The organism is Pseudomonas fluorescens (genome assembly GCF_900636825.1).
GTDB lineage: Bacteria > Pseudomonadota > Gammaproteobacteria > Pseudomonadales > Pseudomonadaceae > Aquipseudomonas > Aquipseudomonas fluorescens_BG.
In genome coordinates, this window is sequence record NZ_LR134318.1 from 4,019,776 (window position 1) to 4,037,316 (window position 17,541).

12 protein-coding genes are annotated in these 17,541 nt (G+C 59.4%); 6 read left to right on the plus strand and 6 right to left on the minus strand.

Translation table 11 applies throughout. The features are described from left to right. Window positions 1-36: 36 nt before the first annotated feature. From EL257_RS18190 to EL257_RS18200, 3 genes are all read right to left on the minus strand, one after another. Window positions 37-1,281 carry a lipoprotein-releasing ABC transporter permease subunit gene (locus tag EL257_RS18190; protein ID WP_126364960.1) on the minus strand — a complete coding sequence of 415 codons (1,245 nt, stop codon included), beginning with the start codon at window positions 1,279-1,281 and terminating at the stop codon, window positions 37-39. A gap of 63 nt (window positions 1,282-1,344) precedes the next feature. Next, entirely contained in the window at window positions 1,345-2,043 is a 699-nt protein-coding gene (gene lolD, locus EL257_RS18195; protein WP_126364962.1) for a lipoprotein-releasing ABC transporter ATP-binding protein LolD, read from the minus strand. After that, the gene (locus EL257_RS18200; protein WP_126364964.1) at window positions 2,036-3,286 is read right to left on the minus strand and encodes a lipoprotein-releasing ABC transporter permease subunit; all 1,251 of its coding nucleotides are present in this window, start codon (window positions 3,284-3,286) and stop codon (window positions 2,036-2,038) included. The genes lolD and EL257_RS18200 overlap by 8 nt, the downstream gene beginning before the upstream one ends. A 94-nt stretch (window positions 3,287-3,380) precedes the next feature. Here EL257_RS18200 and EL257_RS18205 point away from each other — a divergent pair, with 94 nt between their 5' ends. Both EL257_RS18205 and EL257_RS18210 read left to right on the plus strand, forming a co-directional pair. Then, window positions 3,381-3,962, plus strand: coding sequence for a PilZ domain-containing protein (locus EL257_RS18205; RefSeq protein WP_126364966.1), 582 nt, complete (start codon window positions 3,381-3,383; stop codon window positions 3,960-3,962). A 14-nt stretch (window positions 3,963-3,976) separates the two neighbouring features. Beyond that, entirely contained in the window at window positions 3,977-4,699 is a 723-nt protein-coding gene (locus tag EL257_RS18210; protein ID WP_126364968.1) for a glycerophosphodiester phosphodiesterase, read from the plus strand. 42 nt (window positions 4,700-4,741) lie between these two features. Here the strand turns inward: EL257_RS18210 and sthA are convergent, their stop codons facing one another. Both sthA and EL257_RS18220 read right to left on the minus strand, forming a co-directional pair. Then, entirely contained in the window at window positions 4,742-6,136 is a 1,395-nt protein-coding gene (sthA, locus tag EL257_RS18215; RefSeq protein ID WP_122607477.1) for a Si-specific NAD(P)(+) transhydrogenase, read from the minus strand. A gap of 197 nt (window positions 6,137-6,333) precedes the next feature. Next, a complete protein-coding gene (locus EL257_RS18220) occupies window positions 6,334-7,383 on the minus strand; it encodes an FAD:protein FMN transferase (RefSeq protein WP_172604502.1) in 1,050 nt (349 codons plus the stop codon). 72 nt (window positions 7,384-7,455) lie between these two features. On the opposite strand from EL257_RS18220, the gene EL257_RS18225 reads away from it, so the two are divergent. Next, entirely contained in the window at window positions 7,456-8,754 is a 1,299-nt protein-coding gene (locus tag EL257_RS18225; protein WP_126364970.1) for an MFS transporter, read from the plus strand. A 181-nt stretch (window positions 8,755-8,935) separates the two neighbouring features. Here EL257_RS18225 and EL257_RS18230 read toward each other — a convergent pair whose 3' ends face one another. Then, the gene (locus tag EL257_RS18230) at window positions 8,936-10,399 is read right to left on the minus strand and encodes a glyceraldehyde-3-phosphate dehydrogenase (RefSeq protein WP_126364971.1); all 1,464 of its coding nucleotides are present in this window, start codon (window positions 10,397-10,399) and stop codon (window positions 8,936-8,938) included. A gap of 353 nt (window positions 10,400-10,752) precedes the next feature. On the opposite strand from EL257_RS18230, the gene mfd reads away from it, so the two are divergent. Genes mfd through EL257_RS18245 form a run of 3 tightly spaced genes read left to right on the plus strand, consistent with a single transcriptional unit; the run spans window position 10,753 to window position 17,496 of the window. Continuing rightward, window positions 10,753-14,202, plus strand: a complete 3,450-nt coding sequence (mfd, locus tag EL257_RS18235; protein ID WP_126364972.1) for a transcription-repair coupling factor — start codon at window positions 10,753-10,755, stop codon at window positions 14,200-14,202. Window positions 14,203-14,212: 10 nt separating this feature from the next. Continuing rightward, entirely contained in the window at window positions 14,213-14,794 is a 582-nt protein-coding gene (locus EL257_RS18240; protein WP_126364974.1) for a CsiV family protein, read from the plus strand. A gap of 11 nt (window positions 14,795-14,805) precedes the next feature. Continuing rightward, on the plus strand, window positions 14,806-17,496 hold the full coding sequence (locus tag EL257_RS18245; RefSeq protein WP_126364977.1) for a DEAD/DEAH box helicase: 2,691 nt from the start codon (window positions 14,806-14,808) through the stop codon (window positions 17,494-17,496). The last annotated feature ends 45 nt before the right edge of the window (window positions 17,497-17,541 follow it).

The following is a 17,541-nucleotide window of genomic DNA, read 5'->3' on the forward strand; positions in this document are numbered from 1 at the left end:
GGGAGCTGGCCCTGCTAGCGATTGCGGTCAATTGGATTACGAATATTTCAGTGCGTGAGCCGGTTCGATCTTCGCCGCCCGCCACGCCGGGTACACCGTCGCCAGGAAGCTCAGGATAAAGCCCGCCGAGCAGATCAACAGCACATCCCCACCCTGCAATTCCGACGGCAGATTGCTGACGAAATACACGTCGGAACTGAAAATGTGCTGGCCGCTGACTCGCTCAATCCAGCCCACGATCTGGCTGACATTCAGCGCCGCAATCACGCCCAGCACGCCGCCAATGACGGTACCGACAATACCGATGACCGTGCCCTGCACCATGAAGATCGCCATGATCTGCCGAGGTGTGGCGCCGATGGTGCGCAGAATCGCGATGTCCGCGCCTTTGTCGTTCACCACCATGATCAGGGTCGCGATGATGTTGAACGCCGCCACCGCGACGATCATCAGCAACAGCAGGCCGATCATGGTCTTTTCCATTTTCATTGCACTGAACAGACTGCCTTGCGTGTGAGTCCAGTCGTCAGCCTTGAATTCGGCACCAAGGCCGGTGGCGATGTCCGTGGAGACTTTCGGTGCGGCGTATAGATCCTTGACCGCCAGCCGCACGCTCTGCACCTGATTCGGTTGCCAGCGCTGCATGGTTGCCGCATCGGCAACATGGATCAGGCCCATCGAACCGTCGAGTTCGGCACCGACCTTGAACACGCCGACCACATTCAATCGCTGCATGCGCGGAGTGATGCCGCCCGGTGCGGTGCTGACTTCAGGCACGATCAGGGTGATCTTGTCGCCGACATTCAGGCGGAAACGGCGCGCGGTGATTTCACCGATCACCACGCCAAACTCCCCCGGTTTCAAGGCATCGAGACGTCCCTGCACGATATGCTGGGCCACGATCGACACCTTGCCTTCCTGCGCCGGATCGACGCCGCTGATCTGGATCGGCTGCATCGAACCTTTGTACGACAGCATGCCCTCCATTTCAGTGAACGGCACCGCGGCGGTCACTTCGGGATTTTTCATCGCTGCGGCAGCGACCGGCTGCCAGTCGTCAATCGGCTTGACGCCAACGATGGTCGCGTGCGGCACCATGCCGAGAATGCGCGAGCTCATCTCGCGTTGGAAGCCGTTCATCACCGACAGCACCACGATCATCGCCAGCACGCCAAGGGCGAGGCCGATCATCGAGGTCATCGAAATGAACGAAACAAAGCGATTGCGGCGCTTGGCGCGGGTATAGCGCGTGCCGATAAAGATCGATAACGGTCTGAACATTCGCTGGGGCACCGTATAAAAATAAAAGACCCGACGCCTTTGCAGACGTCGGGTTGCAGCCAATCAGATGGGGGTAAGGCAACCTTCCTGCAGATGCAGGACGCGGTCCATCTGGCGAGCCAGGTTCATGTCGTGAGTTACCACCAGGAACGCCGTGCGCATCGAGGTGCTGAGTTCGAGCATCAAATCCTGAATGCCTTGAGCAGTATGGGAGTCGAGGTTGCCGGTCGGCTCGTCGAGCATCACCAGGCCCGGTTTGTTCACCAGCGCACGGGCGATCGCCACGCGTTGACGCTCACCACCGGACAATTCGGCTGGTTTGTGTTCGAGACGATGGCCAAGGCCGACGCGCTCCAGCAAGGCCGTGGCACGCTGACGCGCTTCTGGAATCGGCGTCTTGCCGATCAGCAGCGGCATGCAGACGTTTTCCAGCGCGGTGAATTCCGGCAGCAAGTGATGGAACTGGTAGACGAAACCGAGGGAACGGTTACGCAGCAGACCACGCTTCTTTTCGCTCAGCGCCGACAGCTCTTCACCGTCGAGCCAGACACTGCCCTGGGTCGGCGTATCCAGCCCACCGAGCAGGTTGAGCAAGGTACTTTTGCCCGAACCCGAGGTGCCGACGATCGCCACACGCTCGCCCGGGTGCAACTCCAGTTGCAGGCCGGCCAGCACTTGTACCGATTCCGGGCCTTCCTCATAGGATTTGCCCAGGTTGCGGCAGCTCAGGATTGCTTGTTCACTCATGCCCGACTCACTCATAACGTAGCGCCTCCGCCGGCTGGGTGCGCGCGGCACGCCAGGCTGGATACAGGGTGGCGAGGAAACTCAGGACCAACGCAGCGGCGCAGACCATGACGACGTCCTGGCTCTGTACCTGCGACGGCAGATAATCAATGAAATACACGTCGGCATTGAGGAATTTGTGGCCGATCAGCCCTTCCAGTGCCGAGATCGCCGCGCTGACATTCAGCGCCGCAAAAATGCCGACGACCGCGCCAATCGCCGTGCCGACCACACCGATCACCGTGCCTTGCACCATGAACGTGCGCATGATCGTGCCCGGTGTAGCGCCCAATGTGCGCAGAATGGCGATGTCGCCCTTCTTGTCGTTCACCACCATCACCAGCGTGGAAATGATGTTGAACGCAGCAACGGCGACGATCAGCAACAACAGCAAACCGATCATGGCTTTTTCCATGCGGATCGCCTGATACAGATTGCCATGGGTGCGCGTCCAGTCGCGGGCGTAGTAATGGTCTTCGCCGAGTTGCTGGGCGATGTTCCATGCCACACGCGGCGCCTGGAACAGGTCGTCGAACTTCAAGCGGATACCCTGCACCTGATCGGTTTTCCAGCGATGCATCTTGGCCAGATCCTGCAGGTTGGTAACGCCCAGATAACCGTCGAGCTCGCCGGCACCGACGTGGAAAATCCCGACCACGGTGAAGCGCTTCATGCGCGGGAACATTCCTGCCGGGGTCACGCTGACCTCCGGTGCGACAAAAGTCACCTTGTCACCGATGCCCACACCCAGTTTGGTTGCAGCCTTGTCGCCGATGACGATGCCGAAGCTGCCCGGGGTCAGGTCGTCGAGTTTGCCCTGCTTCATGAAGTTATCGATGATCGAGACATTACGCTCGAGCGCCGGATCGATGGCGTTGAGCAACACCTTGGACACCTGGCCATTGTTGGTCAGCAGGCCCTGCATCTGGGTGAACGGCGCCACCGCCGAGACCTGCGGGTTCTGCTTGACCTTGGTGGCCAGGCTTTGCCAGTCGTTGATCGGCTCGCCCGATTCGATGGTCGCGTGGGGCACCATGCCCAGCACGCGGGTGCGCATCTCATGATCGAAGCCATTCATCACCGACAGCACGACGATCATCACGACCACGCCAAGGGCGAGCCCGATCATCGAAGTCAGGGAAATGAATGACACAAAATGATTGCGACGCTTTGCACGGGTATAACGCGTGCCGATAAATACGAAGAGAGGTCTGAACATGTCGGGGCTTGTTCGGAGGGAAAAGGAACGTCCTTGTGGCGGGGGTCGATAACCAGCTTTACACTCAGACCACCGCCGCTACCATGGGTTCGCCATGTCGACATTAGATGAAGAAGATCGCCGCGAATACTACCGTATCGAGGACACGATCGCACTGGAAATTCGGCCCCTCTCCGCTCCCGAAGCCGCAGGCCAGGAAGTGTTGCAGGATGCATCCCCACTCTTCAACCTGCTCAGTGAATTACACCTGAGCGAATTCGAGTCGCAGCATCTGTTGCGGCAGATCAGCGAGCGCGACCGCGCCATCGCTGCGTTCCTCAAATCCCAGAACAAACGCATCGACTTGCTCAGCCAAGTGGTCGCGCTGACCGTGCTCGGCCATATCGGCGAGCCGCAACCGGTGATCATCTCCGAAGGCGGCATCGAATTTCAGCACCCGACGCCGATCGCCACCGGCGCGCACCTGTCGGTGAAACTGGTGCTGATGCCGCAGGCGCTCGGGCTGCTGCTGCGCGCTCGGGTCACCCATTGCGATCCAAAGGGCTCAGGCTACGACGTCGGCACCGAGTTCGAATACCTGACCGACGCCCAGCGCCAGTTGCTCGCCCGCTACATCCTGCAGAAGCAGGCCCAGGAGCGGCGCCTCGCCCGCGAACAGAACGAATCTGGCATCTAACTTAAGGAAGCACCGTGACCCTCATTTATGGCCACCGCGGCGCCAAAGGCGAAGCACCGGAAAACACCCTGAGCAGTTTTCAGGAATGTCTCAAGCACGGCGTGCGCCGCTGCGAACTGGATCTGCACCTGTCCAAAGACGGCGAGCTGATGGTTATTCACGATCCGACTCTCAAGCGCACCACTGACCGGCGCGGCAAGGTCGTCGAGCACACCGCCGCCGAACTGATCACCTACGATGCGCGCAAGGGTGGCCCCGGCTGGATCAAGCCGTGCCCGATTCCAACGCTGGAAGAATTGTTTGAAAAGTGTGATTTCGAGCATTGGCAGCTTGAAGTCAAAAGCGCTTCCCGCACGCGCGCGGCGACCACCGTGCTGGCGATTCGGGAAATGGCCCAGCGGCACGGTTTGCTCGACAAGGTGACGATCACCTCGAGTTCACGAGAAGTGTTGAAGGCGGCGCTGGATCTGGTGCCGGATGTGTCGCGCGGACTGGTAGCCGAGTACGCCTGGCTCGATCCACTGAAGGTTGCGGCCAGCTATGGCTGCGAGATTCTTGCGTTGAACTGGACGCTGTGTACGCCGGAGCGTCTGCAAAAGGCGCAACGTCAGGGCCTGCATGTGTCGGTGTGGACCGTCAACGAGCCTGCGCTGATGCGCAGACTCGCCGACTTCGGCGTTGACAGCCTGATTACAGACTTTCCCGGTTTGGCCACTGCCACCCTTGAGAATTGCTGAAATCGGTCTCCCCGGCCGGCTCAGGCCACCGGCCGGAGCCCGTCAAAAAAGCCGGTTGAGGCCGTCGTAAGCTGCTACCCGATAAGCTTCGGCCATGGTCGGGTAGTTGAACGTCGTGTTGACGAAGTACTTCAGGGTATTCAGCTCGCCCGGCTGGCTCATGATCGCCTGACCGATGTGAACGATCTCCGACGCCTGATAACCGAAGCAGTGCACGCCGAGTACTTCCAGAGTTTCGCGGTGGAAGAGAATCTTCAGCATGCCTTGCGGCTCGCCAGCGATCTGCGCACGCGCCATGCTCTTGAAGAACGCCTTGCCGACTTCGTAGGGCACTTTGGCCTGAGTCAGTTCCTGCTCGTTCTTGCCGATCGAGCTGATTTCCGGAATCGTGTAGATGCCGGTCGGCACATCGTTGACGAAGCGCCAGCTGCCGTTATCCACGATGCTGCCGGCAGCCGAACGACCCTGGTCGTGGGCGGCACTGGCCAGGCTCGGCCAGCCGATCACGTCACCGGCACCGTAGATGTTCTCTACGCAGGTGCGGTAGTTCTGGTCGACTTCGATCTGGCCACGGCTGTTGACCTTGACCCCGATATTTTCCAGACCCAGCGTGTCGGTGTTGCCGGTACGGCCGTTGCACCATAGCAAGGCGTCGGCCTTGATCTTCTTGCCGGATTTGAGGTGCAGGATCACGCCGTTGTCCACGCCTTCGACGCGGTCGTATTCTTCGTTGTGACGCACGGTGATGTTGTTGTTGCTGAAGTGGTAACTCAACGCCTGGGAAATTTCCGAGTCGAGGAAGCTCAGCAACTGGCCACGGTTGTCGACCAACTCGACCAGCACACCCAGACCGCTGAAAATCGATGCGTATTCGCAACCGATCACGCCGGCGCCGTAAACGATCAGTTTACGCGGGGTATGGCCGAGGCTGAGGATGGTGTCGCTATCGTAGATACGCGGATGGTGAAAATCGATATCCGCCGGGCGATACGGGCGCGAGCCAGTGGCGATGATGATGTGCTTGGCCACCAGTTTCTCGACCACGCCGTTGCCGCAAACCACTTCGATGGTTTGTTCATCGGCGAAGCTGCCGGTGCCGAAGAATACGTCGACGCGGTTACGGGCGTAGTAGCCGGTACGCGAAGCGACTTGCTTGGAAATGACTTTCTCGGCACTTTTCAACACGTCCGGGAAGGAGAACCAGCGTGGCTCGCCGATCGCCCGGAACATCGGATTGGTGTTGAACTGCATGATCTGCCGCACCGAGTGACGCAGTGCCTTGGACGGGATGGTGCCGAGGTGGGTGCAGTTGCCGCCGACCTGGCGACGGCTGTCGACCATCGCGACCTTGCGCCCTGCTTTGGCGGCGTTCATTGCCGCGCCTTCTCCCGCCGGGCCGGAACCCAGTACCACCACGTCGTAGTTGTAGACAGCCATGCGTACTCCTCAGAACAGGCCGCGGTGCCAGCAGCACCTGCGGCTAAATCACGCCGAACGGCGGCGCGAAGGAACAATTGGGGGTCGTTGAAGAACCCGGACACAGTCTATAGAAGCGTCAACGCCGCGCACATTAACCCTTGGTCGCGTCGTAGGCTACTTTTGCCTGCACTACAACGCCAGCTTTCGTCTTGTCTTCAGTCAGTTTTTTCGCCAGCAAGCTGCTCGAACGCCTGACTGGTACGGCTGACGAAACCTGTATCGGCACGCAGGACAAAGAATGCAGCAATCTCATGTTTTTGGGCATAGTCCCGCGCCCTTTCCGGCCCGAGAATCAGCAACAGCGTCGATAGTCCATCGGCCATCAACGCTGAAGGATGAATCACCGTGACTGACGCCAAGTCGTGTAGGACCGGTGCACCACTGCGGGCGTCGAGCGTGTGGGAATAACGCCGTCCGTCCTGCAGAAAATAATTGCGGTAGTCGCCAGACGTCGATACACCGTAGCCGTCGACAGTGATGATGCGTTCGGCAATCTGCTGATCGTCGCGAGGCGCTTCCAAGGCGATACGCCAAGGTGAACCGTCAGGTTTTCTGCCCTTTGCCTTCAGCTCACCGGTGACCTCGGCGAGGTAATCGTGAATGCCCAAGGCATCGAGCCTGGCAGCGATGGCATCGACGGCATAACCCGCAGCGATGCTGTTGAAGTCGACCTTGACCGCGGCGTCCTTGCACAACTGCTGGCCATCAATGCGCAAATGCTGGTGGCCGACGCGCTGCATCACTTTGCTGAGCGCGTCACTGGCAGGGACTTTTTCTTCGCGACCTTGCGGTCCGAAGCCCCACAGATTCATCAGCGGCTCGACGGTAAGATCGTAGGAGCCTTCACTTTGCTCTGACAGTTGTTCGCCCACGCGCACCAGTTCAAGCACCGCTGCCGGCATTTTCCGACAGCTGTGCGCGGGCATGGCGTTGAAACCTTCGATGTCCGAATCATGGCGGTAGGTGGACATCTGCTGATCGATTTCGCCGAGGATGCCTTCGACTTGCTTACGCACCTGGTCGGCATCGGCAAGGTCGGCACGGCGCACGTATTTGATCGAATAGGTGCTGCCCATGGTCGGCCCGCTGACAGTTTCCATTGAATCGCCATCACCGCAGCCAGCCAGAATCGCAGCCACCACCACGGGCCCTACGTACCGTCCAGTGAACAATTCTTCATCTCCCCGTAAAACCCCGACGGCCATTATGGACTAAAGGGCCCGCTCGCCCCTGACGGATGCGACGCGCTGGTGAAATCCACAAAAGAGTATCTGAAAATGTCCACGACCACGGGCAGCGGCAAAGCGATCTTTCGCGTTGTCAGCGGCAACTTTCTCGAAATGTTCGATTTCATGGTCTACGGCTTTTACGCCACGGCGATTGCCAAGACCTTCTTCCCCACCGATAGCGCCTTCGCTTCGCTGATGCTGGCGCTGGCGACGTTTGGCGCAGGTTTTCTGATGCGCCCGCTCGGCGCTATTTTCCTCGGCGCCTATATTGACCGCCATGGACGCCGCAAAGGTCTGATCATCACGCTGGCGATGATGGCGGCCGGCACCGTGCTGATCGCCTGTGTGCCTGGCTACGCGACCCTCGGTGTTGCCGCGCCGTTGCTGGTTTTGTTCGGCCGCCTGCTGCAAGGTTTTTCCGCCGGGGTGGAACTTGGCGGTGTATCGGTTTATCTGGCGGAGATCTCCACGCCCGGACGCAAGGGCTTTTTTGTCAGTTGGCAATCCGCCAGCCAGCAAGCGGCGGTAGTTTTCGCCGGACTGCTGGGGGTCGCGCTCAACCACTGGCTGAGCCCGAAACAAATGGGCGAATGGGGCTGGCGAGTGCCGTTCCTGATCGGCTGCATGATCGTGCCAGTCATTTTCGTCATTCGTCGTTCGCTGGAAGAAACGCCGGAATTCCAGGCCCGCAAACATCGCCCTACCCTGCGGGAAATTGTCCGCTCGATCGGCCAGAACTTTGGCGTCGTCATCGCCGGCATGGCGCTGGTGGTAATGACTACGGTTTCCTTCTATCTGATCACCGCGTACACCCCGACCTTCGGTAAGGCTGAGCTGCACTTGTCGGACTTCGATGCGTTGCTGGTGACGGTGTGTATCGGCCTGTCGAATTTCTTCTGGCTGCCGGTAATGGGCGCGGTTTCCGACAAGATCGGACGCAAACCCCTACTGCTCGCGGCGACGATTCTGGCGATCCTGACCGCGTACCCGGCGCTGTCGTGGCTGGTGGCGAATCCGAGTTTCAACCATTTGCTGATCGTCGAACTGTGGCTGTCGTTCCTCTACGGTTCGTACAACGGCGCGATGGTGGTGGCGCTAACCGAAATCATGCCGGTCGAAGTGCGCACCACCGGCTTCTCGCTGGCCTATAGCCTGGCGACGGCGACGTTCGGCGGGTTTACCCCGGCGGCGTGTACCTACCTGATTCATGTGCTGGATAACAAGGCAGCGCCGGGCATATGGCTCAGTGGTGCGGCGGTGCTGGGGTTGATTGCGACACTGGTGTTGTTCCGTGGCAATCGACATGAGTTGCGTACGGCGCAAGCTTCGGTAGCCAGCGGCGCCTGACAAAATGCCATCGTTGGCAACGCTGTCTCACCGACATTAAAGAAAAGATCGCAGCCTTCGGCAGCTCCTACAGAAATCGAATACGATCCCTGTAGGAGCTGCCGCAGGCTGCGATCTTTTGATCTTCCCAAACAAAAACGCCCCGACAAAATGCCGGGGCGTTTTCATTCAAGCCTGAGGCTTAGCGCGGGAACGCTGGCGGATTTACATCAGCCATGTCTTCCATTACGCGAACCACCTGGCAGCTGTAACCGAACTCGTTGTCGTACCAGACGTACAGAACAACGCGGTTGTCTTGCACGATGGTCGCTTCAGCGTCGACCACACCAGCGTGGCGTGAGCCAACGAAGTCGGTGGAAACCACTTCCTGCGAATTGACGAAGTCGATTTGCTTGTGCAGATCGGAGTGCAGCGCCATGTAGCGCAGGTACTCGTTCATCTCTTCACGGGTGGCGGCTTTCTCAAGGTTCAGGTTGAGAATGGCCATCGACACGTTTGGCGTCGGAACACGAATCGCGTTACCGGTCAGCTTGCCGGCGAGCTCCGGCAGGGCCTTGGCAGCAGCGGTGGCAGCACCGGTCTCGGTGATGACCATGTTCAGCGCGGCGCTACGGCCACGGCGATCACCCTTGTGGAAGTTGTCGATCAGGTTCTGGTCGTTGGTGTACGAGTGAACGGTTTCGACGTGACCATTGATGATGCCGAACTTGTCGTTGACCGCCTTCAGCACCGGCACAATGGCGTTGGTGGTGCAGGAAGCCGCCGAGACGATCTTGTCATCAGCGGTGATTTCGCTGTGGTTGATACCGTGAACGATGTTCTTCAGCTTGCCCTTGCCAGGCGCGGTCAGAACAACGCGGTCGATACCCGGGCACGCCAGATGCTGACCCAGGCCATCGGCGTCACGCCATACACCGGTGTTGTCCACCAGCAGCGCGTCTTTGATGCCGTACTGGGTGTAATCCACCTCGGTCGGGTTCTTCGCGTAGATCACCTGGATCAGGTTACCGTTGGCGGTGATGGTGTTGTTTTCTTCGTCGATGGTAATGGTGCCGTTGAACGAACCGTGTACCGAATCGCGACGCAGCAGACTGGCGCGCTTGGTCAGGTCGTTTTCGGCGCCTTTGCGCACAACGATGGCGCGCAGACGCAGGCCGTCGCCACCACCGGTTTTCTCGATGAGGATGCGCGCCAGCAGACGACCGATACGGCCGAAGCCATACAGCACGACGTCGGTGCCTTTGCGTGCGGAAGCATTTTGCTGACCAACCACGTCAGCCATTTCTTCGCGAACAAACTGCTCGGCGCTGCGGCCATTGCCTTCGTTACGGAATTTGAACGCCAACTTGCCCAGATCTACCGAAGCCGCGCCGAGCTTGAGCTCGCTCATGGCTTTAAGCAGTGGGAATGTTTCGTGGACGGAGAGTTCGCTGTCGTCCGAAGAACGGTGGCGAGCAAAGCGGTGAGCTTTGAGAATCGCGATGACAGACTGGTTGATCAGGCTGCGGCCATAGATCGAACTCACCACGTTGTTGTTGCGGTAGAGCTGACCGATAAGCGGAATCATCGCTTCTGCGAGGGCTTCACGGTCGATCCATTCACCAAGACACTGGTCGGGCTTCTGAGTCACGGTAACCTTCCACATGTAGGGGCAGAAAAAAGGGGCTACATTATGCCGCCCATGGCCTCATTCAGCAATGCGCGCTTGTCGCGAAATCGGTAACAAAATCCTGTTCAAAAAAATTGCGCCTCGCGCCAGCCCAGTAAATACGCGGCCTCCAGCGCAGTCAATTTTTCGACGACTGTTAGACGATGTCTGTAACCCTCCGTAACACCACCCCGTTTCAGCACTACATAACCACAAAAAAACTACTCGTTTTTATGGTTACCACTACATTTCGTCCAAACCACGAAGATAGACGTAGTCTGCAACTGACAGGCGGCACCGGAGGCCGCTACAATTACGACTTTGTCGCAACGCCTGGAGCTCAACCTTCCGTGCCTGTTCTGCGTCTACCGAAACTCCCTGCCGAAGCAGGTAAACAGCATTGGGGCAATCTGCCCGGTGCGGCCCTCAGCCTGGCGATTGCCGAGGCTGCCAGCGCTGCCAAGCGCTTCACCCTGCTACTGACCGCCGACAGCCAGAGCGCTGAACGGCTGGAGCAGGAGCTGAGTTTCTTCGCCCCGGATTTGCCCGTTCTGCATTTTCCCGACTGGGAAACCCTGCCTTACGATCTGTTCTCGCCACACCAGGACATCATTTCCCAGCGCATCGCCAGCCTTTATCGACTGCCGGAGCTGGAACATGGCGTGCTGGTGGTGCCGATTACCACAGCGCTGCATCGTCTGGCGCCGACCCGGTTCCTGCTCGGCAGCAGCCTGGTGCTGGATGTCGGCCAGAAGCTCGACGTCGAACAGATGCGCGCGCGGCTCGAGGCCAGTGGCTATCGCTATGTCGACACCGTATATGAACACGGCGAATTCACCGTGCGCGGCGCCCTGATCGACCTGTTCCCGATGGGCAGCAAGCTGCCGTATCGCATCGACCTGTTCGATGACGAAATCGAAACCCTGCGCACTTTCGATCCGGAAAACCAGCGTTCCATCGATAAGGTCGACTCGGTCAAGCTGCTGCCGGCCCGTGAATTTCCGTTGCAGAAAGATGCGGTTACCCGTTTCAAGGCGCGGTTCCGCGAGCGCTTCGACGTCGACTTCCGTCGCTGCCCGATCTTTCAGGACCTGAGCAGCGGGATCACCCCGGCGGGCATCGAGTACTACCTGCCGCTGTTTTTTGACGAAACCTCGACGCTGTTCGATTACCTGCCACAAGACACTCAGGTGTTCTCACTGCCGGGTATCGAGCAGGCGGCGGAAAATTTCTGGAACGACGTGCGCAATCGTTATGAAGAACGTCGCGTCGATCCCTCGCGTCCTTTATTGCCACCTGCGGAATTGTTCCTGCCGGTAGAAGACTGCTTCGCGCGCCTGAAGAACTGGCCGCGCGTGGTCGCCAGTCAGCAAGATGTCGAGAGCGGCGCTGGCCGTGAGCGTTTCCCGGCGCAGGCACTGCCGGATCTCGCCATCGAAGCGAAAGCCACGCAACCGCTGGCGGCACTGGCCGGTTTCCTCGAAGAATTCCCTGGTCGCGTGCTGTTCACCGCCGAATCCGCGGGCCGTCGCGAAGTGCTGCTTGAGCTGCTTGAGCGCCTGAAGCTGCGACCGAAAACCGTCGATAGCTGGCCAGACTTCGTCGCGAGCAAGGACCGTCTGGCGATCACCATTGCGCCTCTCGACGAAGGCCTGATGCTTGATGAACCGGCGCTGGCCCTGGTCGCGGAAAGTCCGCTGTTTGGTCAGCGCGTCATGCAACGCCGGCGGCGCGAGAAACGTAGCGACGTCAGCAGTGACGCCGTCATCAAGAATCTCACCGAATTGCGCGAAGGCGCGCCGGTGGTGCACATCGATCACGGTGTCGGGCGTTATCTGGGCCTGACGATCCTGGAAATCGACAATCAGGCCGCGGAATTCCTGACTCTGGAATACGCCGAGAACGCCAAGCTTTATGTGCCGGTGGCCAACCTGCATTTGATCGCGCGTTACACCGGCAGCGACGATTCGCTGGCGCCGCTGCACCGCCTCGGCTCCGAGACCTGGCAGAAAGCCAAGCGCAAGGCTGCCGAACAAGTGCGCGATGTTGCCGCCGAACTGCTCGACATCTACGCTCGCCGCGCCGCTCGCGAAGGTTACGCCTTCGCCGATCCGAAAGCCGATTACGCAACGTTCAGCGCCGGTTTCCCGTTCGAAGAAACCCCGGACCAGCAATCGACCATCGAAGCCGTGCGCGAAGACATGCTCGCGCCGAAACCGATGGATCGCCTGGTCTGCGGCGACGTCGGTTTCGGCAAGACCGAAGTGGCCATGCGCGCGGCGTTCATCGCCGTGCACGGCGGTCGCCAGGTGGCGATTCTGGTGCCGACTACCCTCCTCGCCCAGCAGCACTACAACAGTTTCCGCGACCGCTTCGCCGACTGGCCGGTGACAGTCGAAGTGATGAGCCGGTTCAAGTCCGCCAAGGAAGTCAACGCGGCGATCGCCGATCTGGCCGAGGGCAAGATCGACATCGTCATCGGCACCCACAAGCTGCTGTCCGATGACGTGAAAATCAAAAACCTCGGCCTGGTGATCATCGACGAAGAACATCGCTTTGGTGTGCGTCAGAAAGAACAGCTCAAGGCCCTGCGCAGCGAAGTCGACATTCTGACCCTCACCGCCACACCGATTCCGCGCACGCTGAACATGGCGGTATCGGGCATGCGCGACCTGTCGATCATCGCCACGCCGCCGGCGCGACGCCTGTCGGTGCGCACCTTTGTCATGGAGCAGAACAAAAGCACGGTCAAAGAGGCCCTGCTGCGTGAACTGCTGCGTGGCGGCCAGGTTTACTACTTGCACAACGATGTGAAAACCATCGAGAAATGCGCCGCCGATCTCGCCGAACTGGTGCCGGAAGCGCGCATCGGTATCGGCCACGGACAGATGCGCGAGCGCGAACTCGAGCAGGTGATGAGCGACTTTTATCACAAGCGTTTCAACGTGCTGATCGCCTCGACCATCATCGAAACCGGCATCGATGTGCCAAGCGCCAACACCATCATCATCGAGCGCGCCGACAAGTTCGGTCTGGCGCAGCTGCACCAGTTGCGTGGCCGCGTCGGTCGCAGTCACCACCAGGCTTACGCCTATCTGCTGACGCCGCCGCGCCAGCAAATCACTTCGGATGCAGAAAAGCGTCTGGAAGCGATCGCCAATACCCAGGATCTCGGTGCCGGTTTCGTGCTGGCGACCAACGATCTGGAAATCCGTGGCGCCGGCGAACTGCTTGGCGATGGCCAGAGCGGGCAGATTCAGGCCGTGGGCTTCACCCTCTATATGGAGATGCTCGAACGCGCGGTGAAATCGATCCGCAAGGGCGAACAGCCGAACCTCGATCAACCGCTGGGCGGTGGCCCCGAAGTCAATCTGCGAGTGCCGGCGTTGATTCCGGAAGATTATTTGCCGGATGTGCACGCGCGGCTGATTCTGTACAAACGCATTGCGTCGGCTACCGATGAGGAAGGCTTGAAGGATCTGCAGGTCGAGATGATCGATCGTTTCGGCCTGTTGCCGGAGCCGGCCAAGAATCTGGTCCGCATCACCGCGCTGAAATTGCAGGCGGAAAAACTCGGCATCAAGAAAGTCGATGGCGGGCCGCAAGGCGGGCGTATCGAGTTCGAGGCGCAAACACCGGTCGACCCGATGACCTTGATCAAGCTGATCCAGACGCAGCCCAAACGCTACAAGTTCGAAGGCGCGACGATGTTCAAGTTCCAAGTGCCAATGGAGCGCCCGGAAGAGCGCTTCAATACTGTGGAGGCGCTGTTCGAGCGCCTCATTCCAAAAACTGCTTGAAGGACGCCCAATGCGCCTGTTTCGCTCTCTGACTTTGCTGCTGACCTCGCTTTTGATCACAGTGTCGGCACCGCTGGCATTTGCCGACGACACCTATCAGGTCGAAATGATATTGGTCCGCCAGAACGCCGTGCCGGCCATCGTCAGCCGTGCCGCACCGGAAGACTGGGCTGCCGGCGCTCAGCGTCTGGGCGACGACAGCAAGCGCACACCTGCGCTTAATGACGTTGTCAGCAAGCTCACTGCCAGCGGCGATTACACCGTGCTCATGCACAAAGCCTGGCAGCAGACCCTGGGTGAAGCGCCGGTGAAAGTCGCCGTCAGCGATGGTCAGGAACAGTACGGCCAATACCCGATAGAAGGCACGCTGGAAATGAAACTCGGGCGTTTCACCGACGTGACCGCCGATTTCTGGGTCAATCAGATTGATGCCAATGGACTCGTTACCGCCAGTGAGCGACTGCGTCAGGACAGCCACACCAAGAACGGCCAACTCAACTATCTGGACAACGGCCACCTGGCCTTGCTGATCAAAATCACGTCTCTGACCGCGCCTGCACCACGGGAAGCGCCTGAAGCCATTCCGGACTGATCGAAGTCCTTATGAACCCGCCGCTGAGCAAACCGCTGGCACCTTCCTGGGTCAGCCGATTCAAGGAACAGAGCCTGGAGCGTGGCCGTCGCTACGCTTTGGAGAATCGGGTTCGCATCGCGCAGGTCGGCGATGCGACCATCACCGCCAGTTGCGAGGGCTCTGGCGGCAATGTTTATCGTCAGACCGTTCACCTGCGCGAGTCAGCCAAAGGCACATTGTTGCTGGTCGACGCGACCTGCACCTGCCCGGTGCGCAGCAACTGCAAACATTGCGCGGCGGTTTTGCTGAAGATCCAGGAAACCCTCGACTACCCCGCTGCATCAAAAGACGCCGAGCTGTTGGAAAAACTCCAGGCCGTGCTGGAAAACCGTGGCCCGAAGGCACCTCCGCAAGTATTGGTCGACAACGTGCAACCGGTGCCGCGCCTGTGGCTGGCCAGTGTCGAGTTCAGCGCTTTCGAACCGCGCAACGGCAAGATGCAGCGCTACATTCAGCATCGCGCGGCGTTGTCGTTCAGTTATCTGGATGAATACGTCAGCGGGCAAAAGAACAGCGATATTCTGATCCGCCAGGAAACCCAGACGCTGCGGATAAAACGTCACCCGGAAGTCGAACAGTCCTACCGCGAACAGTTACGAATCCTCGGCTTTCGCATCGCCACGCGCCAGAGCAAAGCCCTGCCGGAAAGCGCGGGCGAGCTATACGAGATGGTCAACGACAGTGCCTGGCTGACATTCACGCTCAACGATCTGCCAAAGCTGCGAACCCAGGGTTGGGAATTGCAGATCGACGAGGAATTCGGCTTTGATCTGACCGCTGTGGACGACTGGTACGCCACCGTGGAACAAGCGCCGGAACGTGACTGGTTTGATCTGGAACTTGGGATCATCGTCAATGGCGAGCGCCTGAGCCTGCTGCCCATTCTGCTCAACCTGATGCGCTCGCACGCCGAGATCCTCAATCCGGAACGCCTTGCCCGGCGCCGCGATGACGAGCTGATTCTGGTCAACATCCCCCAACGCAACAGCGAGCACGGGCCGCTGCAAGTCGCACTGCCGCTGGGCCGTTTGAAGCCTGTGCTGATGACGCTGGGTGAGTTCTATTTGCAGGAGCCGGGCGAAACCACATTACGCCTGAGCAAGGCCGATGCCACGCGCCTCAATTCGCTGGAGGATCTGCCGCTGCTGTGGGAGGGCGGCGAACAGATCCGCACGTTCGCTCAACGCCTGCGCGACATTCGTGATTTCAGTGCCGACGCACCGGAGGGTCTGAACGCGACGCTGCGCCCCTATCAGCTCGAAGGTTTGAGCTGGATGCAATCGCTCAGGCAATTGGAAGTTGGCGGGATCCTCGCGGATGACATGGGACTGGGCAAAACCCTACAGACACTGGCGCATATTCTTACTGAGAAAAACGCCGGTCGCCTCGATCGCCCGTGCATGGTGGTGATGCCGACCAGCCTGATTCCCAACTGGCTCGATGAGGCGGCGCACTTCACGCCGCAACTGAAAGTCGTGGCGTTGTACGGCGCCAGTCGCAAAAAGCATTTCGACAAACTGGCGGATTTCGACCTGATCCTCACCACCTATGCCCTGCTGCCCAAGGACGTCGAACGTCTGGCGCAACAGCCGCTGCACGTGCTGGTGCTGGACGAGGCGCAGTACATCAAGAACCCCAACAGCAAAGCCGCACAAGCGGCGCGGGAGTTGAACGCGCGTCAGCGCCTGTGCCTGAGTGGTACGCCGCTGGAAAACCACTTGGGCGAACTGTGGTCGCTGTTCCACTTCCTGTTGCCGGGCTGGCTCGGCGACGTGAAAAGCTTTAACGCCGATTACCGCGTACCGATCGAAAAGCGCGGCAGTGAAGTCAGGCTTCAGCACCTCAATGGCCGGATCAAGCCGTTTCTGCTGCGTCGTACGAAAGAACAGGTGGCCACCGAGCTACCGCCGAAAACCGAGATCATCCACTGGGTCGATCTCAACGAAGCGCAGCGCGATGTGTACGAAACCATGCGCTTGGCGATGGACAAAAAAGTCCGCGACGAAATCACCCGCAAGGGCGTGGCGCGCAGCCAGATCATCATTCTTGAAGCGCTGCTCAAGCTGCGTCAGGTCTGCTGTGACTTGCGTCTGGTCAGTGACGCCACCCTGCCCGCTCGCGGCAGCACCTCGGGCAAGCTCGACAGTTTGATGGAAATGCTTGAGGAATTATTCGAGGAAGGCCGACGGATTCTGTTGTTTTCGCAGTTCACCTCGATGCTGTCCTTGATCGAAGAGGAGCTGAAAAAACGCAAGATCACTTATGCCTTGCTAACCGGTCAAACCCGCGATCGACGGACGCCAGTGAAGGAATTTCAGAGCGGCAAGCGTCAGATTTTTCTGATCAGCCTGAAGGCCGGTGGCGTTGGTTTGAACCTGACGGAAGCGGATACGGTGATTCACTATGATCCGTGGTGGAACCCGGCGACCGAAAATCAGGCGACGGACCGCGCGTACCGGATCGGCCAGGAAAAACCGGTGTTCGTTTACAAGATGATCGCGCGGGGCACGGTGGAAGAGAAGATTCAGCATCTGCAGAAAGAAAAGTCTGACCTCGCGGCCGGCGTGCTGGATGGGCGCAAGGCTGGAGACTGGAAGTTGCAGAGTGATGATATCGAAGCGCTGTTTGCGCCGCTGCCGGACAAGATCGATAAGCGTTGAGATTTGCGTCGCCAGAAAGAAAGCTATCGCTAGCAGGGCTAGCTC